13 protein-coding genes are annotated in these 17,302 nt (G+C 74.0%); 10 read left to right on the top strand and 3 right to left on the bottom strand.

Annotated features, from left to right (window positions below; translation table 11 throughout):
• Positions 1 to 5: 5 nt before the first annotated feature.
• The gene (locus D9753_RS21605) at positions 6 to 2,213 is read left to right on the top strand and encodes a bifunctional glycosyltransferase/CDP-glycerol:glycerophosphate glycerophosphotransferase (RefSeq protein WP_121788478.1); all 2,208 of its coding nucleotides are present in this window, start codon (positions 6 to 8) and stop codon (positions 2,211 to 2,213) included.
• 79 nt (positions 2,214 to 2,292) lie between these two features.
• Here D9753_RS21605 and D9753_RS21600 read toward each other — a convergent pair whose 3' ends face one another.
• On the bottom strand, positions 2,293 to 2,706 hold the full coding sequence (locus D9753_RS21600; protein ID WP_121788477.1) for an organic hydroperoxide resistance protein: 414 nt from the start codon (positions 2,704 to 2,706) through the stop codon (positions 2,293 to 2,295).
• A gap of 122 nt (positions 2,707 to 2,828) precedes the next feature.
• On the opposite strand from D9753_RS21600, the gene D9753_RS21595 reads away from it, so the two are divergent.
• Positions 2,829 to 3,320, top strand: a complete 492-nt coding sequence (locus D9753_RS21595) for a MarR family winged helix-turn-helix transcriptional regulator (RefSeq protein WP_121788476.1) — start codon at positions 2,829 to 2,831, stop codon at positions 3,318 to 3,320.
• On the opposite strand, the gene D9753_RS38725 is transcribed toward D9753_RS21595, so the two are convergent.
• On the bottom strand, positions 3,268 to 5,022 hold the full coding sequence (locus tag D9753_RS38725) for a glycosyltransferase family 39 protein (RefSeq protein WP_338057985.1): 1,755 nt from the start codon (positions 5,020 to 5,022) through the stop codon (positions 3,268 to 3,270). The two genes, D9753_RS21595 and D9753_RS38725, sit on opposite strands and share 53 nt — an antisense overlap.
• A 190-nt stretch (positions 5,023 to 5,212) precedes the next feature.
• On the opposite strand from D9753_RS38725, the gene D9753_RS21585 reads away from it, so the two are divergent.
• Genes D9753_RS21585 through galE form a run of 3 tightly spaced genes read left to right on the top strand, consistent with a single transcriptional unit; the run spans position 5,213 to position 9,165 of the window.
• Positions 5,213 to 6,484: a glycosyltransferase 87 family protein gene (locus D9753_RS21585; protein WP_205614222.1), complete on the top strand. Its 1,272-nt coding sequence runs from the start codon at positions 5,213 to 5,215 to the stop codon at positions 6,482 to 6,484.
• 45 nt (positions 6,485 to 6,529) lie between these two features.
• Positions 6,530 to 8,188, top strand: a complete 1,659-nt coding sequence (locus D9753_RS21580) for a glycosyltransferase family 2 protein (protein WP_121788474.1) — start codon at positions 6,530 to 6,532, stop codon at positions 8,186 to 8,188.
• A complete protein-coding gene (galE, locus tag D9753_RS21575) occupies positions 8,185 to 9,165 on the top strand; it encodes a UDP-glucose 4-epimerase GalE (protein WP_121788473.1) in 981 nt (326 codons plus the stop codon). Before D9753_RS21580 ends, galE begins: the two co-directional genes overlap by 4 nt.
• A 99-nt stretch (positions 9,166 to 9,264) precedes the next feature.
• On the opposite strand, the gene D9753_RS21570 is transcribed toward galE, so the two are convergent.
• Entirely contained in the window at positions 9,265 to 9,900 is a 636-nt protein-coding gene (locus tag D9753_RS21570; protein WP_121791218.1) for a TetR/AcrR family transcriptional regulator, read from the bottom strand.
• Positions 9,901 to 10,105: 205 nt separating this feature from the next.
• Here D9753_RS21570 and D9753_RS21565 point away from each other — a divergent pair, with 205 nt between their 5' ends.
• The 5 genes from D9753_RS21565 (at position 10,106) to D9753_RS21545 (ending at position 17,224) form a co-directional block, all read left to right on the top strand.
• Positions 10,106 to 11,020 (top strand): ABC transporter permease, encoded by a 915-nt coding sequence (locus D9753_RS21565; protein WP_121788472.1) that lies wholly within the window; start codon positions 10,106 to 10,108, stop codon positions 11,018 to 11,020.
• Positions 11,021 to 11,063: 43 nt separating this feature from the next.
• Positions 11,064 to 11,918, top strand: coding sequence for an ABC transporter ATP-binding protein (locus D9753_RS21560; protein ID WP_121791217.1), 855 nt, complete (start codon positions 11,064 to 11,066; stop codon positions 11,916 to 11,918).
• A 111-nt stretch (positions 11,919 to 12,029) separates the two neighbouring features.
• A complete protein-coding gene (locus D9753_RS21555) occupies positions 12,030 to 14,288 on the top strand; it encodes a CDP-glycerol glycerophosphotransferase family protein (RefSeq protein WP_121791216.1) in 2,259 nt (752 codons plus the stop codon).
• Positions 14,285 to 15,949, top strand: coding sequence for a glycosyltransferase family 2 protein (locus D9753_RS21550; RefSeq protein WP_121788471.1), 1,665 nt, complete (start codon positions 14,285 to 14,287; stop codon positions 15,947 to 15,949). Before D9753_RS21555 ends, D9753_RS21550 begins: the two co-directional genes overlap by 4 nt.
• A gap of 54 nt (positions 15,950 to 16,003) precedes the next feature.
• Positions 16,004 to 17,224 (top strand): hypothetical protein, encoded by a 1,221-nt coding sequence (locus D9753_RS21545; protein ID WP_121788470.1) that lies wholly within the window; start codon positions 16,004 to 16,006, stop codon positions 17,222 to 17,224.
• Positions 17,225 to 17,302: the final 78 nt, after the last annotated feature.

Raw genomic sequence — 17,302 nt, 5'->3', positions numbered from 1 at the left:
CCGCCGTGCCCCGCTTCAGTGTCATCGTGCCCTGTTACCAGGTGCAGGCTTTCCTGCCCGAGTGCCTGGACTCGGTGCTCCAGCAGTCCTTCGGCGACTTCGAGCTGATCGCCGTGGACGACTGCTCCCCGGACGGCTGCGGCGCGATCCTGGACGAGTACGCCGCGCGCGACCCGCGGGTGACGGTGCTGCACCTGCCGGAGAACGCCGGCCTCGGCCGCGCCCGCAACGCGGGCATCCCGCACGCCACCGGCGACTACCTGTTCTTCCTGGACAGCGACGACACCCTCACCCCGGGTGCGCTGCGGTCCATCGCCGACCGGCTCACGGAGTCCACCGACCCGGACGTGCTCGTCTTCGACTACGCGCGCACGTACTGGTGGGGCGGCACCCGCCGCAACGTCCTCGCGCACATCCTGGCCGAGGCCGGGGCGGAGACCTTCACGGCGGCCGGGCGCCCGGAGATCCTGGATCTGCTGATGGTGGTGTGGAACAAGGTCTACCGGCGGGGGTTCGTCGCGGAGAACGGCTTCGTCTTCCCGCCCGGCTACTACGAGGACACCCCCTGGACGTTCCCGGTCCTGCTCAGCGCCCGCCGGATCGCCGCGCTGGACCGGATCTGCCTGAACTACCGGCAGCGCCGGCAGGGCAGCATCCTGTCCACCACCAGCCGCAAGCACTTCGACATCCACGACCAGTACGAGCGCGTCTTCGCGTTCGTCGGGCAGCGCCCGGAGCTGGCCGGCTGGCGGCCGTACCTGCACCGCAAGATGGGCGAGCACTGTCTGGACATCCTCGCCAAGCCCGACCGGCTGCCGCCCGCCGACAAGGCGGAGTTCTTCCGGCGCACGGCGGAGCTGTTCCGCCGGCACAGGCCGCAGGGCGCCCGGGTGGACGGCGAGGTCGCCGTGCTGGAGGGCTCCTGGACCGGGTACCGGCTGCGGCGGCAGACGGCGCGGGCCGGCCGGGAGGCGGCGCGGCGGGCGGGCCAGGCGCGCCGGGCGGCCGGCGTCCGGGCCCGCGCCGGCTGGGCGTCCCTGCACGCCCGCCGGCCGCTCGACCCGCACCTCGTCGTCTACTCGGCGTCCTCGCACCAGGGCCTGATCGGCGACCCGGCGGCCGTCTACGCCGCGGCCCGTGAGGTCGCCCCCCAGTTGCGCGGGGTGTGGGTGGTGCGGGACGCGGAGACGGCGGCAGGGCTGCCGGCCGGCGTGGAACACGTGATCGTCGGCTCCCGGCGCTATCTGGAGGTCACCGCGCGCGCCGCGTTCTTCGTCAACGACGTGAACTGGCCCGGCACCCTGGCCAAGCGGCCCGGCAGCGTCCACATCCACACCCACCAGAGCACCCCGCTGAAGTACCTGGGCGCCGACCTGCTGGACAAGCCGGGGGCCCGGCTCGGCTTCGACGTACCGCAGATGCTGCGCCGGGCCGACCGCTGGGACTACAGCCTGGTCGCCAACCGGCACTCCGAACTGGTCTGGGAACGGGCCTTCCCCTGCCACTTCACCTCGGTGCGCACCGGCAGTCCGCGCAACGACGTCCTGGTGAACGGCGGCACCGGCGACTTCCGGGAGCGGCACGGCATCCCGGCGGACCACACGGTCGTGCTGTACGCGCCCACCCGCCGGGACTACCGCCGCAGCGGGCACGTGGACCGCATCGATCTGGCCCGGTTCGCGGCCGACCTCGGGGAGGGGCACACGCTCGTCGTCCGGCTGCATCCGTCGCTGGCGAACGGCCCGGCGCGGGGCCTGGGCCTCACGGAGCTGGACCGGCGCCGGATCGTGGTCGACGCGACCGGTGAACCGGGTGCGGCGGAGGTGCTGCTCGCCGCGGACGTGCTGGTCACGGACTACTCGGGCGTGATGTTCGACTACGCCAACCTCGACCGGCCGATCGTGGTGCACGCCGACGACCGGCCCGCGTACACCGCGAGCCGGGGCACCTATCTCGACATCACCGCCGAGCCGCCGGGCCACGTCTCGTCCTCCTACCGGGAGCTGGCCCGGCTGTTCGAATCGGGCGCGTGGCGGGACGAGGAGTCGGCGCGGCTGCGGGCGGAGTTCCGGGCCCGGTTCTGCGAGTTCGACGACGGGCGGGCCGCCGAACGGGTCGTGCGGACCCTGCTGCTGGGCGAGCCGATGCCGGACGCGGAGTCCGCGCGGATCCCGGGGCAGGCGGCGGCGCCGGACACGCTGGCGTCGACGTGACCGGCGCGCGGCCGGCGTGACCGGCGCGCGCGAGGGGGCCGGCCCCGGTCGGGACCGGCCCCCTGGCGGGGCGGCGTGACTACTCGATGACGAGGTCGACGTCGATGTTGCCGCGGGTGGCGTTGGAGTACGGGCAGACCTGGTGGGCGGTCTCGACCAGCTTGCGGCCGGTCGCCTCGTCCACGGTGCCGGGCAGCTCGACGCGCAGGGTGACCTTCAGGCCGAAGCCCTCGCCCTGCTTGCCTATGCCGACCTCGGCGGTCACCGCGGCGTCGCTGACGTCGACCTTGGCCTGGCGTCCGACGAGACCGAGGGCGCTGCCGAAGCAGGCGGCGTAACCGGCGGCGAAGAGCTGCTCGGGGTTGGTGCCCTGGCCGTTGCCGCCCAGCTCCGCCGGCATGGCGAGGGCGAGGTCGATCCTGCCGTCGGAGGAGACCGCACGGCCCTCGCGGCCGTGGGTGGCGGTGGCGACAGCGGTGTAGAGCGCGTCCATGGAAGACCATCCCTCTCGATGTGGGGTGCGTTGCCGGATCCGCCGGGGATCGCGACAACCCAAGTAGAGCACACAATTAAATTGTGCACAATCAAATGGCTCGCTAGAGCTACCCTGGACCCATGACCACCACGCCCGACGCCCCGGGAGCCCCCGACGCCGACTGGCTCCGCCTCGACCGCCAGATCTGCTTCTCGCTGCACGCCACGTCCCGCGCCTTCAACGGTGTCTACCGCGTGATCCTGAAGGACCTCGGGCTCACCTACCCGCAGTACCTGGTGCTGCTCGTGCTGTGGGAGCGGGACGACCTGCCCGTCAAGGCGCTCGGCGAGCGGCTGCGGCTCGACTCGGGCACGCTGTCCCCGCTGCTCAAGCGGCTGGAGGGGGCCGGCCTGGTCCGGCGCGAGCGCAGCGCCGAGGACGAGCGGTCGGTGCGGGTCCGGCTCACCGACGAGGGTGCGGCCCTGCGCGAGCGGGCTCTGGAGGTACCGCGCCGGATCATGACGGCGACCGGCTTCGACCTGGCGGAGATCGCCGGGCTGCGCACCCGGCTGGACCAGCTCACCACCGCCCTGGACGCGGCGGCCGAGGCGGAGTCCGGGGGCGGGCACTGACGGGAGCACGGGGCCGGGCGCCGGCCGGAGTACCGGGGCCCGAGCCGACCGCACTCCCGGGCCGGGCGTCGGCCGGAGTACTGGGGTCCACGTCGGCTGCACTCCCGGGCCGGGCATCGGCCGGAGTACCGGGCCGGGCGTCAACCGGCGCCCCGGGCCAGGCGCCGGCCGGGGTCCCGGGGTGGGCGCCGAGTGGGCGGACGTAGAGCCGTACGGTCAGCAGGCCCCGGTCGGACTCCCGCTCCCCGGTGAACTGCTGCCACAGAACGGTCAGTTTGGTCCGTTCGGTGGGGTCGCGCGGAATCCAGCGGCCGGCGAGCAGCCGCCGGTCCGCCACCACCCACACCCGGTCCAGCCGCGCCAGCCTGCGGCGCAGCTCGCCGGGCCCGGCCTCCCGCCCGTACAGGGTGCCCGACCGGGCCGCCCCCGCCACCAGCGCCAGGTCACGCGTCCCCCGGAACGCCCGCGGATAGGTGAGCGCCGCGTTCCGCGTCTGTGCCGGCAGGAACAGCACCGGCTCGCCGGGGCCCACCTCCCGCGCGGCCACCCGGGAGACGGCGGCGAGGTCGTCGGGCCGGCGGGCCGGATCGCGGTCCTGCTGGAGAAGGGGGAACTGGTGGAGCAGGGAGAGCCCGACGGCCAGGACGCCGGCGAGGGTGAGCACCCGGAGCCGTGCGGCCGGCACCCCCGGCAGGACGGTCCCGTGCCGGTCCGGCCGCGGGCGCTCCAGCACTCCCGCCAGCCGCTCGGCCCCCGCGGCCACCACCAGCGGCGCCCCCGACAGCGCGTACAGCACGTACCGGTCGACGTACAGCGGCGAGACCTGGGAAACCAGCATCAGCAGGGCGGGCGGTACCACCGCCACCGGCAACCCGACGCCCGCGCACGTCAGTTCGCCCCGCCGTCCCACCATCCCGGCCAGCCCGAACAGGGCCAGCGCGGCACACACCCAGTACACCTCGTCGGCCGGTCCGAGGAATCCGCGCAGCAGCCCTCCCGCCGTCTCGGCCGTGGGCGGCCGCAGCCACGCCACCTGCGCCGCCTGCCCCCGCGACACCAGCACCATCGGCAGCAGGGCGAGGCCGGCCGCACCCGCCGCGCCCCCGAACCGCCGCCACGTCCGCGCCCCGGCCCGGGCGAGCGCCAGCGACACCGCGTGCGCGAGCGGCAGCAGCACCGCGAACTCGTGCAGCCAGCAGGTGAGTCCGAGAACGACGCCGTACGGCCACCACGAACCGCCCTGCACGGCCCGGACGAAGAGCAGCGTCGCGCAGGTGGCGCCGGCCGCGACGAGCGCGTAGGAGCGGCCCTCCTGGGCGTAGTGGCCGGCCATCGGTGCGACGGCGTAGAGCAGGCCGGCCCACAGGCCGACCCGCGGCCGGGCGAGCCGGCAGCCGAGCGCGGCCACCAGGCCCGCCGTGACGGCCGCCGCGCACACGGACGGCAGCCGCAGGACGACCTCGCCGGGGTGCACGGCGAGGACCGCGTGCACGAACAGGTAGTACATGCCGTGCACGGCGTCCACGTCGTGCAGCAGCCGCCAGATCTGCGGCACCGTACGGCGCCCGACCTGGAAGCTGACGGCCTCGTCGCGCCACATGCCGCCCCGGTCGAGCCCCCACAGCCCGAGCGCCGCCATCACCAGCGCGGGCACGCCCACGGCGGCGGCACGCGCCAGCCGCTCCCGGGAACGCCCGGGCACCCGGCGGGGAGCGCGGCCCGTCGCACCGGCCGGCGCGGCGCCGATCGCTCCAGCCGCCCGACGTGACTGCGGTTGCACAGGAAGCCCGACGTTCACCATGGCCCGATCTTTTGTGATTAGCCAACCTTTGTAGGTCATTGACGGCGTATCGGCATGGATACCCCATCCGCTCGGCTTAGGCTCCCATGTGATGAACCGTCTCCGTGTCACCCCCGGCCCGGTCCTCGCCCTCACCGTCCTCTGGCTCGCCACCCGCGCCCTCATGCTGTGGCTGCTCACGCACAGCACCGCCCCGCTGCTGGGCGGGGGCTCGGTGACCCGGGAGGTGTGGCGGCTGTACTTCCACTGGTACGGCGTCCTCGCGCACGGCTCCTTCCCCGTGCACGACACGCTGTGGCAGTACCCGCCGGGCGCGGGCGCGGTGCTGCTGGCACCGGGCCTGCTGCCGGGGCTGACGTACTTCCAGGCGTTCGTGCTGCTGACGCTGGCCGTGGACGCGATCACCACGGCGGCGCTGCTCCGCGCGGGCACCCGGCCCGGGCGCAGCCTGCTCGGGGCGGCCGTGTGGACCGGCGGGCTGCCGCTGCTGCTGCACCTGCCGCTCGCCCGGTACGACGCCGAGGTCACCGCCCTGGCCGTGCTGTCCCTGCTGGCGTCGGCACGCTCCCCGCGCGCGGGAGGGGTGCTCGGGGCCCTGGGCGCGCTGGTGAAGATGTGGCCGGCGCTGGTGCTGCTGGGCGTGCCCCGGGGGCGGCCCACCCGCAGGGCGTGGACGTGGGCGGCGGCGACCGGGGCCGTGTGCTTCGGGCTGCTCGCGGCCTCCCTCGCCCACCCGCTGTCCTTCCTGCGGGAACAGGGCGGCCGGGGCGTGCAGATCGAGTCGCTCGGCGGCACGGCGCTGAACCTGGCCCGGCACGCCGGCTGGCGGGGCCGCACCCGCTACCGGTACGGCGCGATCGAACTCACCGGCCCGCACGTGCACGCCGTCGCCACGGCCTCGCTCGCGCTCACCGCCCTCGCGTTCGGACTGCTGCTGCTGTGGCGGCTGCGGGCGCGGCACTGGAGCGAGGCCACGCCGTACGACGCGGCGCTGAGCGCGGTGCTGCTGTTCACTGTCACCAGCCGGGTCATCAGCCCCCAGTACATGATCTGGCTGATCGGGCTCGCCGCCGTGTGCCTGACCTCGCGCCGCACCGGCCAGCGGCCGGTGGCGGTGCTGATCCTGGCGGCGTCCGCGCTGAGCACCCTCGTGTACCCCATGTACTACCGGGAGGTGATCGACGGCTCCTGGGCCGGCTGTCTGCTGATGCTGGCCCGCAACGGGCTGCTGGCCGTCGCCGCCGTGCTGTCCTTCATGCGGCTGTGGCGGGACGCGCGGCCGCCGGCCGGGGAGACCGTGCCGCCGGTGGAACCCCGGCCCGGTTCCGACCGGCTCCCCGCGCGGGCGCTCAGCTCGCCGTGACGGGATAATTCCGTGCATTCCCGTACGTTCCGGCCCGTGGACCCCATGTACCCAGAACCGCGAGACCCGCACCCGGCACCCCGGGCCGCCGTCGTCGTCATCGGCTACGACGACCGCGCCCATGTGGCCGACGCCGTGCGCTCGGCCCTGGCCCAGAGGCCCGCCGTCGCCGAGGTCATCGCCGTGGACGACGGCTCCACCGACGGCAGCGCCGGGCTGCTCGCCCGGCTGGCCGACGGCGAGCCGCGGCTGCGGGTGGTGCGCCGGGACGTGAACAGCGGCGGCTGCGGCAGCCCGCGCAACGCCGGGATCGACGCGGCGACGGCACCGTACGTGATGTTCCTGGACAGTGACGACGTGCTGCCGCCCGGTGCGGTGGACGCGCTGCTCGCGGCGGCCACCGGGGCGCACGCCGAGGTCGCGAGCGGACTGTGCGTGCGCCGGGAACAGCCGTCGGGGCGCGAACAGCCGTGGCAGGCGTTCCTCTACCCGGCGCACCGCGTCCTCGCCCGCCCCGCCCAGCTCCCCCGGCTGGTCCACGACACGCTGTGCGTCAACAAGCTGTACCGCACCGGTTTCCTGCGCGACCACGGCATCCGCTTCCCCGAGGGCCGCTTCCGCTACGAGGACTTCGTCTTCACCGCGCGGGTGCTGGCCGCGAGCCCGCGCGTCGTGCTCGTACCGGACCGGGTGTACGTGTGGCAGGTGCGCCGGTCTGCCGAGCGGTTGTCGCTCTCGCTGGACCGGGAGCACGTCGAGAACTGGGCGGCGCGCGTCGAGGCGTGTGCGCTGGCGTACGACATCCTGCTGGGTGCCGGGCAGAAGGAGCTGGCCCGGGCGGCGCGCGCCAAGTTCCTCGACCACGAGCTGCGCATGTACGCGCGCGAGCTGGGGCTGCGGGACGCTGCCTACCGGCGCGCGTGGTGGGCGCTCACCCGGGAGTACCTCGCGCGCTACGACGCCGCCGACTGGGAGCCGGACCCCGCCGCCCCCGGCCGGCTGCTCGGGCGGGTCCTGCTGGCGTCCCCCGAGCCCCGCGACCTGCCCCGCCTGGGTGAACTCGCCGCCCGCTCGGCGCGGCTGCTCCCGCCCTACGCCCGCACCCCCGACGGCGTCCCGGTCTGGTCCGCCGACCTGCCCCAGGTCTCCCTGGCCCCGCTCCTGACCCGCCCCGTCCCTGTGCTCCCCCTCGCGGTGGACGCGGAGCTGCGCCCACGCGCGCGTGCCTCGCTCCTGTGTCTGCGGCTGCACGAGCTGTACGGCAGGGTGACCGCGGCGGGCCCGACCGAGGTGGACGTGGTGTGGCACGCGCGTGAGGACGGCCGCGCGCGCGGGCGCACGACGGCCGCGCTCACGCCCTCCGGTCCCGGCATCTGGTCGGCAGAGGTGCCCGTGGGCCTGGCCGGGCTCGGCTCCGGCACCTGGGACCTGCGCCTGACCCTTCGCTTCGCGGACGGCGGGCGACGGGCGGTCACGGCGCACGCCCGGACGGGCGCCGGCCGACTGCGCCGACGCGCTGTGCCGAGCGCCGCGCACGGCGTACTCCTGGCGCAGCCGTACGCCACGCACTCCGGCGCACTCGCGCTGCGCGTGGCGAGCGGTGTACGCGGCGTGCTCGCCGTGGCCCGCGGCCGGCTCCGCCGCCGCCTGCTTCACTGGGACCCGGGCCCACCGAAGAGTCGACGAGGGGACGGCCGCACATGACCTGGCTGATCACCGGCGGTGCCGGATACATCGGGGCGCACGTCGTCCGGGCGATGACCGAGGCGGGCGAGCGCGCGGTCGTCTACGACGACCTGTCCACAGGGATCGCCGAGCGGGTACCGGCCGAGGTGCCGCTGGTGCGCGGGTCCACGCTGGACGCGGAGCTGCTGGCCCGCACCCTCACCGGGCACGGGATCACGGGCGTCGTCCATCTGGCGGCGAAGAAGCAGGTGGGCGAGTCGGTGGACCGGCCGTTGCACTACTACCGGGAGAACGTCGAGGGCCTGCGGGTCCTCCTGGCGGCGGTGACGGCGGCGGAGGTCCCCTCCTTCCTCTTCTCCTCCTCGGCGGCCGTCTACGGCATGCCCGACGTCGACCTGGTCACGGAGGAGACGCCCTGCCGTCCCCTGTCCCCCTACGGCGAGACGAAGCTGGCCGGCGAGTGGCTCGTGCGCGCCACGGGCCGGGCGACCGGCCTCGCCACCGCCTCGCTGCGCTACTTCAACGTGGCGGGCGCGGCCACGCCCGAGCTGGCCGACACGGGCGTGTCCAACCTGATCCCGATGGTCTTCGAGCGGCTCACCGAGGGCGCGCGGCCCCGCATCCTGGGCGACGACTACCCCACCCCCGACGGCACCTGCGTCCGCGACTACATCCACGTGGCCGACCTGGCCGAGGCCCACGTGACCGTCGCCCGCGCCCTCGGTTCCGCCCCGGGCACCGGCCTGACCCTCAACATCGGCCGCGGCGAGGGGGTCTCCGTCCGGGAGATGATCGACCACGTCAACGCGGTCACCGGCTACGACCGCCCCCCGACCGTCACCGCCCGCCGACCCGGTGACCCCGCCCGCGTCGTCGCCTCCGCCGCCCGCATCGCCACGGAGCTGGGCTGGCAGGCCAAGTACGACGTCCAGGACATGATCACCTCGGCCTGGGAGGGCTGGGTGCGCAGCCACCCGGAGGCGGCACGCTCGTAGGGAACACGGGCCACACGGGGAACACGGCGAACACAGCGAAGACAGCCACCGGCCGAGCGCGCCGGCCGGGGCGCGCGGTGAGCCGGCCACGGGCGCGCGTCACAGCGCCCTGAGCGCCGCCGCCGTGGCCCGGGCCAGCTTCTCCAGGTAACCCTTGGGCGGCTTGGGGGAGCGGATGACGACCGAGCGCCAGTACAGGGGGCCGGAGATCAGGTCGAGGGCGAGGTCGGGATCCACACCGGCGCGGAGTTCGCCGCGTTGCGCCGCCGCCGCGACGATCCCGCTGGCCACGCCCTCCTGACCGTCCCGCAGCGCCTTCTGGAAGGCCTCGGCGAGGTCGGGGTTGCGGGCGGCCTCGGCCTGGAGGTCGGGGATGACCTGCGAGGCGACGGGGTGCCGCAGGGCGCGGGAGGTGACCTCGTACAGCAGGTGCAGGTCGCCCTCCAGGGAGCCGGTGTCGGGGACCGGGAAGCCCGTCACCGCCATGGCCGAGACGACGTCCAGGACCAGGTGGAGCTTGGAACGCCAGCGCCGGTAGACCGCCGTCTTGCCCACGCCCGCCCGCCGCGCGATCCCCTCGATGGACATGCGCGCGTACCCGGCCGCCGCCAGTTCCTCGAAGACGGCCGCGCGGATGGCCTCGGTCACGTCCTCGCGCAGGACGGCGGCCCCGGCGGGGGCCCGGCGGCGCGGACGCGCCGGCGGCTCGTCGGCGGGCTCGGCGTTCGTCGTCATGCCGCACAGCATAGGCCGTAGCGACGAAACGGTTGCGTTCCGACGTCCATTGGGCCTACGCTCGCGTTGCGACGATACGGTCCCGTCCCGACGTAAAGAACGTAAAGAGAAACGCGGGGAAACGCCGGGCGACGGGACACGGACGCGGCGACCCCGGCGGCAGCCGGACGCAGCAGCCCCCTCCCCCCGAGCGAAAGCAGCGGATGTGAGCCAGGTCCTCCACACACCGCCCCCCACCCGGGCCCGGACCGACGACGACCTCCCGGCCCTGGCCGCCCGGCACGGCCTGTCGGTCAGCGGCGCCCGCCCCTCCCTGCCGGAGTACGTCCGCCACTTGTGGGCGCGGCGCCACTTCATCGGCGCGTTCGCCACCGCCAAGCTCACGGCGCAGTACAGCCAGGCGAAGCTGGGCCAGTTGTGGCAGGTCATGAACCCGCTGCTGAACGCGGCGGTCTACTACTTCATCTTCGGCGTCCTGCTCGGTACCAAGCAGCACGTGCCCGACTACGTGCCCTTCCTGGTCACGGGCGTGTTCATCTGGACCTTCACGCAGAGTTCGATCATGGCGGGCACCCGGGCGATCTCCGGCAACCTGGGCCTGGTCCGCGCCCTGCACTTCCCGCGCGCCGCGCTGCCGATCTCCTTCGCGCTCCAGCAGCTCCAGCAGCTCCTGTTCTCGATGGCCGCGCTGGTCGTCATCCTGCTCTGTTTCGGCGTACCGGTCGCCGCCTCCTGGCTGCTGGCGGTCCCCGCACTCGTCCTCCAGTTCACGTTCAACGCCGGCGTGTCGATGATCGTGGCCCGGATGGGCGCCAAGACGCCGGACATCGCCCAGCTAATGCCCTTCCTGCTGCGTACGTGGATGTACGTGTCCGGCGTGATGTGGAGCATCGACAAGATCACCAAGCACGACCACCTGCCGCACCTCGTGACGGTCCTGCTCCAGATCAACCCGGCCGCCGTCTACATCGACCTGATGCGGTTCGCGCTGATCGACAGCTTCCACGCCAGGTCCCTGCCGCCGCACGTGTGGGCGGCGGCCACCGGCTGGGCCCTGCTCGCCGGCATCGGCGGTTTCATCTACTTCTGGAAGGCTGAGGAGACGTACGGCCGTGGCTGAGCAGACCCCCGGGACGACCGGGACCATCGAGACCGCCGGGACCATCGGGGCGGGCGGGGCGAGCGGGGCGGCCGGGAAGGTTCCCACCGTCGTCGCCGACCGCGTCGACATCGTCTACCGGGTCAACGGCACCGGCGCGGGCCGCGGCTCCGCCACCGCCGCCCTCAACCGCATCCTGCGCCGCCGGCAGACCGAGCAGGCGGCCGGTGTGCGCCGGGTGCACGCGGTGCGGAAGGTGTCGTTCGTCGCGTACAAGGGCGAGGCGATCGGGCTCATCGGCACCAACGGTTCCGGCAAGTCCACCCTGCTCAAGGCGGTCGCCGGGCTGCTGCCGGTGGAGAGCGGCCAGATCTTCACCGACGGCCAGCCCTCCCTGCTCGGCGTCAACGCGGCCCTGATGAACGACCTCACCGGTGAGCGCAACGTGCTCCTCGGCGGCCTCGCCATGGGGATGTCCCGGGAGCAGGTCAAGGAGCGCTACCAGGACATCGTCGACTTCTCCGGGATCAACGAGAAGGGCGACTTCATCACCCTGCCGATGCGCACGTACTCCTCCGGCATGGCCGCCCGGCTCCGGTTCTCCATCGCCGCCGCCAAGGATCACGACGTCCTGCTGATCGACGAGGCGCTGGCCACCGGCGACCGCTCCTTCCAGAAGCGGTCCGAGCAGCGGATCCGCGAGCTGCGGCAGCACGCGGGCACGGTGTTCCTGGTCAGCCACAACAACAAGTCGATCCGTGACACCTGCGAACGGGTCCTGTGGCTGGAGCGCGGCGAGCTGCGCATGGACGGGCCGACGGAAGAGGTCATGAAGGAGTACGAGGCCTTCACCGGCGAGAAGAAGCCGGCCGCCAAGCCGGTTGCCAAACCGGCCGTCGAGCCGGCCGCCAAGGCCTGAACGACCCCGGACGGGCTCCCTCACCGGGCACATATATCCCTTTCATCTGTTTAATGACAGTATGTGATGGAAGGTGTGCCCGGAGACATCGAGCCGAAGGAGTCCCCCGCGATGCCCCAGTTGAGCGTGATCGTCTACGGGCCGAACACCCAGGGGCATCTGACCGAACTCCTCGGCTCCCTGGACGCCCACCCGCTCAGCGACGCCGAGGTGATCGTCGTCGCGGTCGGCGAGTGGGCGCGGGAGACGGCCGAGCGCCACGCCCCGGACACGGTCATCGTCGCCCTGCCGGAGGGCACCGGTGACGCGGAGGCGCGGGCGGCCGGCGCCGCCCGTGCCTCCGGCCGCTGGCTGCACTTCGTGCACGCCAAGGACGGCCTGCCCGCCGGCGCGCCCCGCCTGATCGCCGAACGGACCGCCGAACTGGACGCCACCGGCGACGGGGACGCCACCGGCACCCCGGAAGCCCCCGGCGCGCCCGGTGGCCCCGACGCCCCCGTCGACGTGCTGCTCTTCGACCACGTCACCACCACCTGGCGGACCGCCGCCACCCCCTCCCGCGACGGCCGCCTCCTCGCCGCCGTCGGCCGGGCCCCACTGCCCCTGGCCGGGGCCGCCCATCTGCTGCGGCTCACCCCGCTGCTCGGCAACCGCGCGCTGCGCGCCGCGTTCTGGCGGGCGCACGAGGAGCGGCTCACCACCGACGACGAACCGCACGCCGCCCACGCGGCCCTGCTGTACGCCGGCCGCGTCGCCTGTCTGAACCAGTCGGCGTACGAGAACCGCGTGCTGCGCCCCGAGAGCCTGCCGCCGCGCGCCCCCGAGGACCGGCTCGCCCTCGTCGACCGCTACGAGTCCCTGCTCCCGCTCACCGGGGAGCGCCGCGCCGTCCGCACGGTGCTGTACAACCTGATGGTGCGTGATCTGCTGCGCACCTTCGCCCGTGAGGACCTGCCCGACCCCGTGGCCCGCGAGTTCTTCCGGCGCGCCTCCCTGGCGGCGCTGCGCTGGCGCCCCGAGGGCCATCAGCGGCCGGCGGGCCTGGAGGGCGTACGGCACGCGCTGCTGGAGGAGGGCGCGTACCACCGCTACCGGGCGTTCCAGGCCGCCAACCGCACCCGCCGCGCCGCCCGGAAGGCCGTACGGACGCGCAAACGGCGGCTGGGCGCGAAGGTCCGCGACCACCAGTACCGCCGCGCCCTGAACCGCCCGCTGCGCCCCGACCTCGCCGTGTTCGCCGCGTACTGGGACCGCGGGGTCGCCTGCAACCCGGCCGCGATCGCCGCGAAACTCGCCGAACTCGCCCCGCACATCCACCCGGTGTGGGTGGTGACCGGCCAGAACGCGGCCCTGCTGCCCCCCGGCACCGACCACGTCGTCCCCGGCACCCGCCGCTACTGGGAGACCCTGGCCACCGCCACGTATCTGACGAACAACGTCAACTTCCCCAACGCGGTCGTCAAACGCCCCGGACAGATCCACCTCCAGACCCACCACGGCACCCCCCTCAAACGCATGGGCCTGGACCAGATGGACCACCCGGCCGCCGCCAAGGGCCTGGACTTCGCCGCCCTGCTGACCCGGATCGACCGGTGGGACTACAGCGTCAGCGCCAACAGCCACTCCACCCGCATGTGGGAGCGCGCCTACCCGGCCCGCTACACGTCCCTGGACCACGGCTATCCGCGCAACGACGTCTTCTGCACGGCCACGGCGGCCGACGTCCGCGCGGCCCGCGCCCGCCTCGGCATCGCCCCCGGCACGACGGCCGTCCTGTACGCCCCCACCCACCGCGACTACGAGGCCGGGTTCACCCCCCGCCTCGACCTCGCCGCCCTCGCCGACCGCCTCGGCGACGACACGGTCCTCCTCGTCCGCGCCCACTACTTCTACGGCGGCGCGGTCTCCCCGCTGACCGGCCTGCGCCGCTCCGGCCGGATCATCGACGTCTCCTCCTACGATCCCGTCGAGGAACTGTGCCTGGCCGCCGACGTACTGGTCACGGACTACTCCTCGATCATGTTCGACTACGCCAACCTGGACCGCCCCATCGTGATCCACGCCGATGACTGGGAGACGTACCGCACCACCCGGGGCGTCTACTTCGACCTGATGGCCGAACACCCCGGCCAGGTCGCGCGCACCCAGGAGGAACTGGTCGAGATCTTCGCCTCCGGTGCCTGGCGCGACGAGAGCGCGGCCAAGGCGAGGGCTGCGTTCCGGCGCCGGTTCTGCGAGTACGACGACGGACGCGCCGCCGAACGGGTCGTACGGCGGGTGTTCCTGGGCGAACCGGAGGAATCGCTGCCGCCGGTACTCCCGCTCGAGGACCGCACTCCCGCCCCCACCCCCGAGGAGGCCACGGCATGACCCGCCCCGACGTCACGGTCACGGTCATCGTCTACAACGACGCCGCCCGCCTCCCCCGCGCGGTCGCGTCCGTGCGCGCGCAGACCCACCCCGGCATCGAGATCGTCATCAGCGACGACCACTCCGAGGACGACACACCGGCCGTGGCCCGCGAGCTGGCGGCCCGGGACCACCGCATCCGCTATCTCCGCCTGCCCCGCAACAGCGGCGGGTGCAGCGCCCCGCGCAACCGGGCCGTGGAGATCGCCCGGGCGCCGTACCTGATGTTCCTGGACAGCGACGACGAACTCCCGCCGCGGTCGGTCGAGTCGCTGCTCGCGGCCCACCGCGAACGGGAGGTCGACTTCACCATGGGCGCGGTCCGCCGGGTCCGGGTGGACACCGGCCGGCGCTCGACCTGGATGCCGCACCTGGTCGCCGAGCGCCGCACGGTGGAGGGCATCGGGGCGGACCCGCGGCTGTTCTTCGAGCACCTGTCGACCAGCAAGATGTACGCCCGCTCCTTCCTGGACCGCCACCGGCTCCGCTTCCCCGAGGGCATCCACTACGAGGACCAACTGTTCTCGGCGCAGGCGTACTGCCTGGCGAAGGCGTTCACGATCATCCCCGACCCGGTGTACGTCTGGTACATCGAGCCGTTCGCCGACGCGGCCTCCGCCTCCATCTCCAACCAGCGGCACCGGATCTCCAACGTCCGCGACCGGGTCCACGTCCAGCACCTCATCGACGACTTCCTGGTGAGCAGCGGGCACGCCGGGCTGCGGGCGGACAAGGACTACAAGTTCCTCAAGCACGACTTCCGGATGTACGCCGGTGATCTGCCCTACCGCGACGAGGAGTGGCTCACGGCCTTCGCCGGCCTCATGAACCCCTACCTGGACACGCTGGCCCCCGAGGCGTACGCCCGGCTGCCCCGCGCCGAGCGGGTGGTGCTGGAGCTGCTGCGGGACGACCGGCTGTCCGAGGTCCGGCCTGCGGCGCGCGGGCTGGGGCACGCGGTGGCGCCGAGGCGGGTCACGGCCGACGCGGCGGGCGGCCCGTACTGGGGCGACACGGTCCCCGCCACGGACCGGGCCCGCCGCGAACTGGACCTCTCGGAGCTGGAGCTGGACACCCGGCCCTTCCCCACGGCCCAGTTCCGCCACGAGATCACGGACCTGACCTCCGGTCCCGGAGCGTCCCTGGCCCTCGCCGTGCGCACCTACGACCCCGGGCTGCGCCTCCCGGTCGGCCCCCAGCGCGCCTGCCTGCTGCTCTCCCCCGGCGGGCACCGCATGACGGTCCCCTTCCGACTGGACCCGGTCCGGCCCGGCGTGTTCGAGGGCACCGTCCGCCTCGACCTGGCCACCGCACAGCCGCCCCTCCAGGGCTTCGAGGGCGTACGGCACCCGCTGCTGCGACTCGACCAGCAGGGGCTGTCCCACACCGGCCTCCTGCTCGCCCCGCTGGACTTCCCCACGCGCAGGATCCGCGTGCCCTACCGCTCCGGCGCCACCCCGCACGAGATCGTCCTCGAACCGGAGGGCCGCAACCCCGGCCGCCTCCAACTGCGCTGGCGCCCGGTGGGGGTGACGGCTCGGGTGATCCGGCCGGTGGTCCGGCACGTGGCCCGGCCGCGGATCCGCAGCGCTGCCCAACTGGTGGCGAGCCTGCTGAGGTGAGACGGGCGCAGGGCACCGTTCCGCCGAGCCGTTCCCGCACCCCGTGGAGTCACCGTGGCCCAACTGGTCCCTCCGACGGCCGTCACCCCGGCCCGGCCGCCCGGCGGCGGTCTGCGGGCCCGGCTGCGCGAGGCGGTGCGCCGGCAGCCCGCGCACATCACGTTCGCCCCGCGCGAGACAGGGCGTGCCGTCGCCCTCCAGCTATCGCTGTCCGTCCTCGGGTTCACCGTCCTGCTGCTGCTGAACCGGCATCTCGGCCACGGGGTGACGAGCGTGCTCGGCCGCTGGGACGCGGCCAACTACCTGTCCGTGGCCGCGCACGGCTACCCCGACCGGCTCACCTTCCGGCCCGACGGCGTGCCCGACTACAACACGCTCGCCTTCTTCCCCCTGTTCCCCGGGGTGATCCTCGCCGTGCACGCGGTGACCGGGCTGACCCTGGCCCACGCCGGTGTGCTGGTCTCCTGGGTGGCCGGAGCGGTGGCGGCGAGCGGGGTGCACACACTGGCGCGGGCAGTCGTCGGCAGCCGCGCCGCCCTCGTCTGCGTGGGGCTGTGGGCGTGTTCGCCGTACGCGTTCGTGCTCTGGATCCCGTACTCGGAGGCCGTGTTCACCGCTGTGCTTGTGTGGGCGCTCGTGGCCCTGGTCGCCCGGCGGTGGGTGACGGCGGGGCTCCTGTGCACGCTGGCCGGGACGGTCCGTCCCACCGCGTCGGTGCTGGTCGCGGTGACCGCCCTGACGGGGCTGGTGGCGCTGGCCGGCCGCCGTGACGGCCTGCGGCCCCTGGCCGCGACCGTGCTGGCCCCGCTGGGCCTGGTGTGGAGCTGGCTGTATCTCGGCAGCAGGATCGGCTCGCTCACGGGCTGGTTCGTGGCGCAACGGGCCTGGGGCCAGTCCTTCGACCTCGGCCGGGGCACCGTCCAGTTCCTGCGCCACGCGGCCGGGGAGCACTCGCCCGACATGCGGTACGTGGCCGTGCTCACGACGATCGCCGCCGTCGCCGTCGGGACCGTCGCGCTGGCGCTGGACCGGCGGGTGCCGTGGCCCCTGGTGCTGCTCGTGGCGGGCGCCTGGCTGCTGATGGTCGGCGTGTCCGGTGCCCCGTTCTCCAAGCCCCGCTTCATGCTGCCGTTCCTGCCCGTCCTGCTGCTGTCGCCGGCGCCCGCCCTGGCCAGGGCCCGGCGGGAGGTGCGCTGGATGGTGTACGGGAGCGGCGCGGTGTTCGCCGGCTGGTACGGGGCCGGACTGCTCGCGCTGTTCCGGCCCGCACCCTGACGTCCGGTACGCCGGGAAAAGCCGCTATATGCTGAATCGTCGCGCTCGGCCTGCCGGCCCCTGTTCCCGCACCGACCG

Origin of the sequence: Streptomyces dangxiongensis, from assembly GCF_003675325.1 — a bacterium.
GTDB lineage: Bacteria > Actinomycetota > Actinomycetes > Streptomycetales > Streptomycetaceae > Streptomyces > Streptomyces dangxiongensis.
The sequence above is the reverse complement of the archived record's forward strand: the minus strand, read 5'-3'. Positions and strand labels throughout refer to the sequence as shown.

Bases quoted from the DNA above. Each gene is read 5' to 3' on its own strand.
- D9753_RS21580 (WP_121788474.1), top strand. From the start codon at position 6,530: ATGTACCCAGAACCGCGAGACCCGCACCCGGCACCCCGGGCCGCCGTC.
- D9753_RS21585 (WP_205614222.1), top strand. From the start codon at position 5,213: ATGAACCGTCTCCGTGTCACCCCCGGCCCGGTCCTCGCCCTCACCGTC.
- galE (WP_121788473.1), top strand. From the start codon at position 8,185: ATGACCTGGCTGATCACCGGCGGTGCCGGATACATCGGGGCGCACGTC.
- D9753_RS21555 (WP_121791216.1), top strand. From the start codon at position 12,030: ATGCCCCAGTTGAGCGTGATCGTCTACGGGCCGAACACCCAGGGGCAT.
- D9753_RS21570 (WP_121791218.1), bottom strand. From the start codon at position 9,900: ATGACGACGAACGCCGAGCCCGCCGACGAGCCGCCGGCGCGTCCGCGC.
- D9753_RS21550 (WP_121788471.1), top strand. From the start codon at position 14,285: ATGACCCGCCCCGACGTCACGGTCACGGTCATCGTCTACAACGACGCC.
- D9753_RS21595 (WP_121788476.1), top strand. From the start codon at position 2,829: ATGACCACCACGCCCGACGCCCCGGGAGCCCCCGACGCCGACTGGCTC.
- D9753_RS21600 (WP_121788477.1), bottom strand. From the start codon at position 2,706: ATGGACGCGCTCTACACCGCTGTCGCCACCGCCACCCACGGCCGCGAG.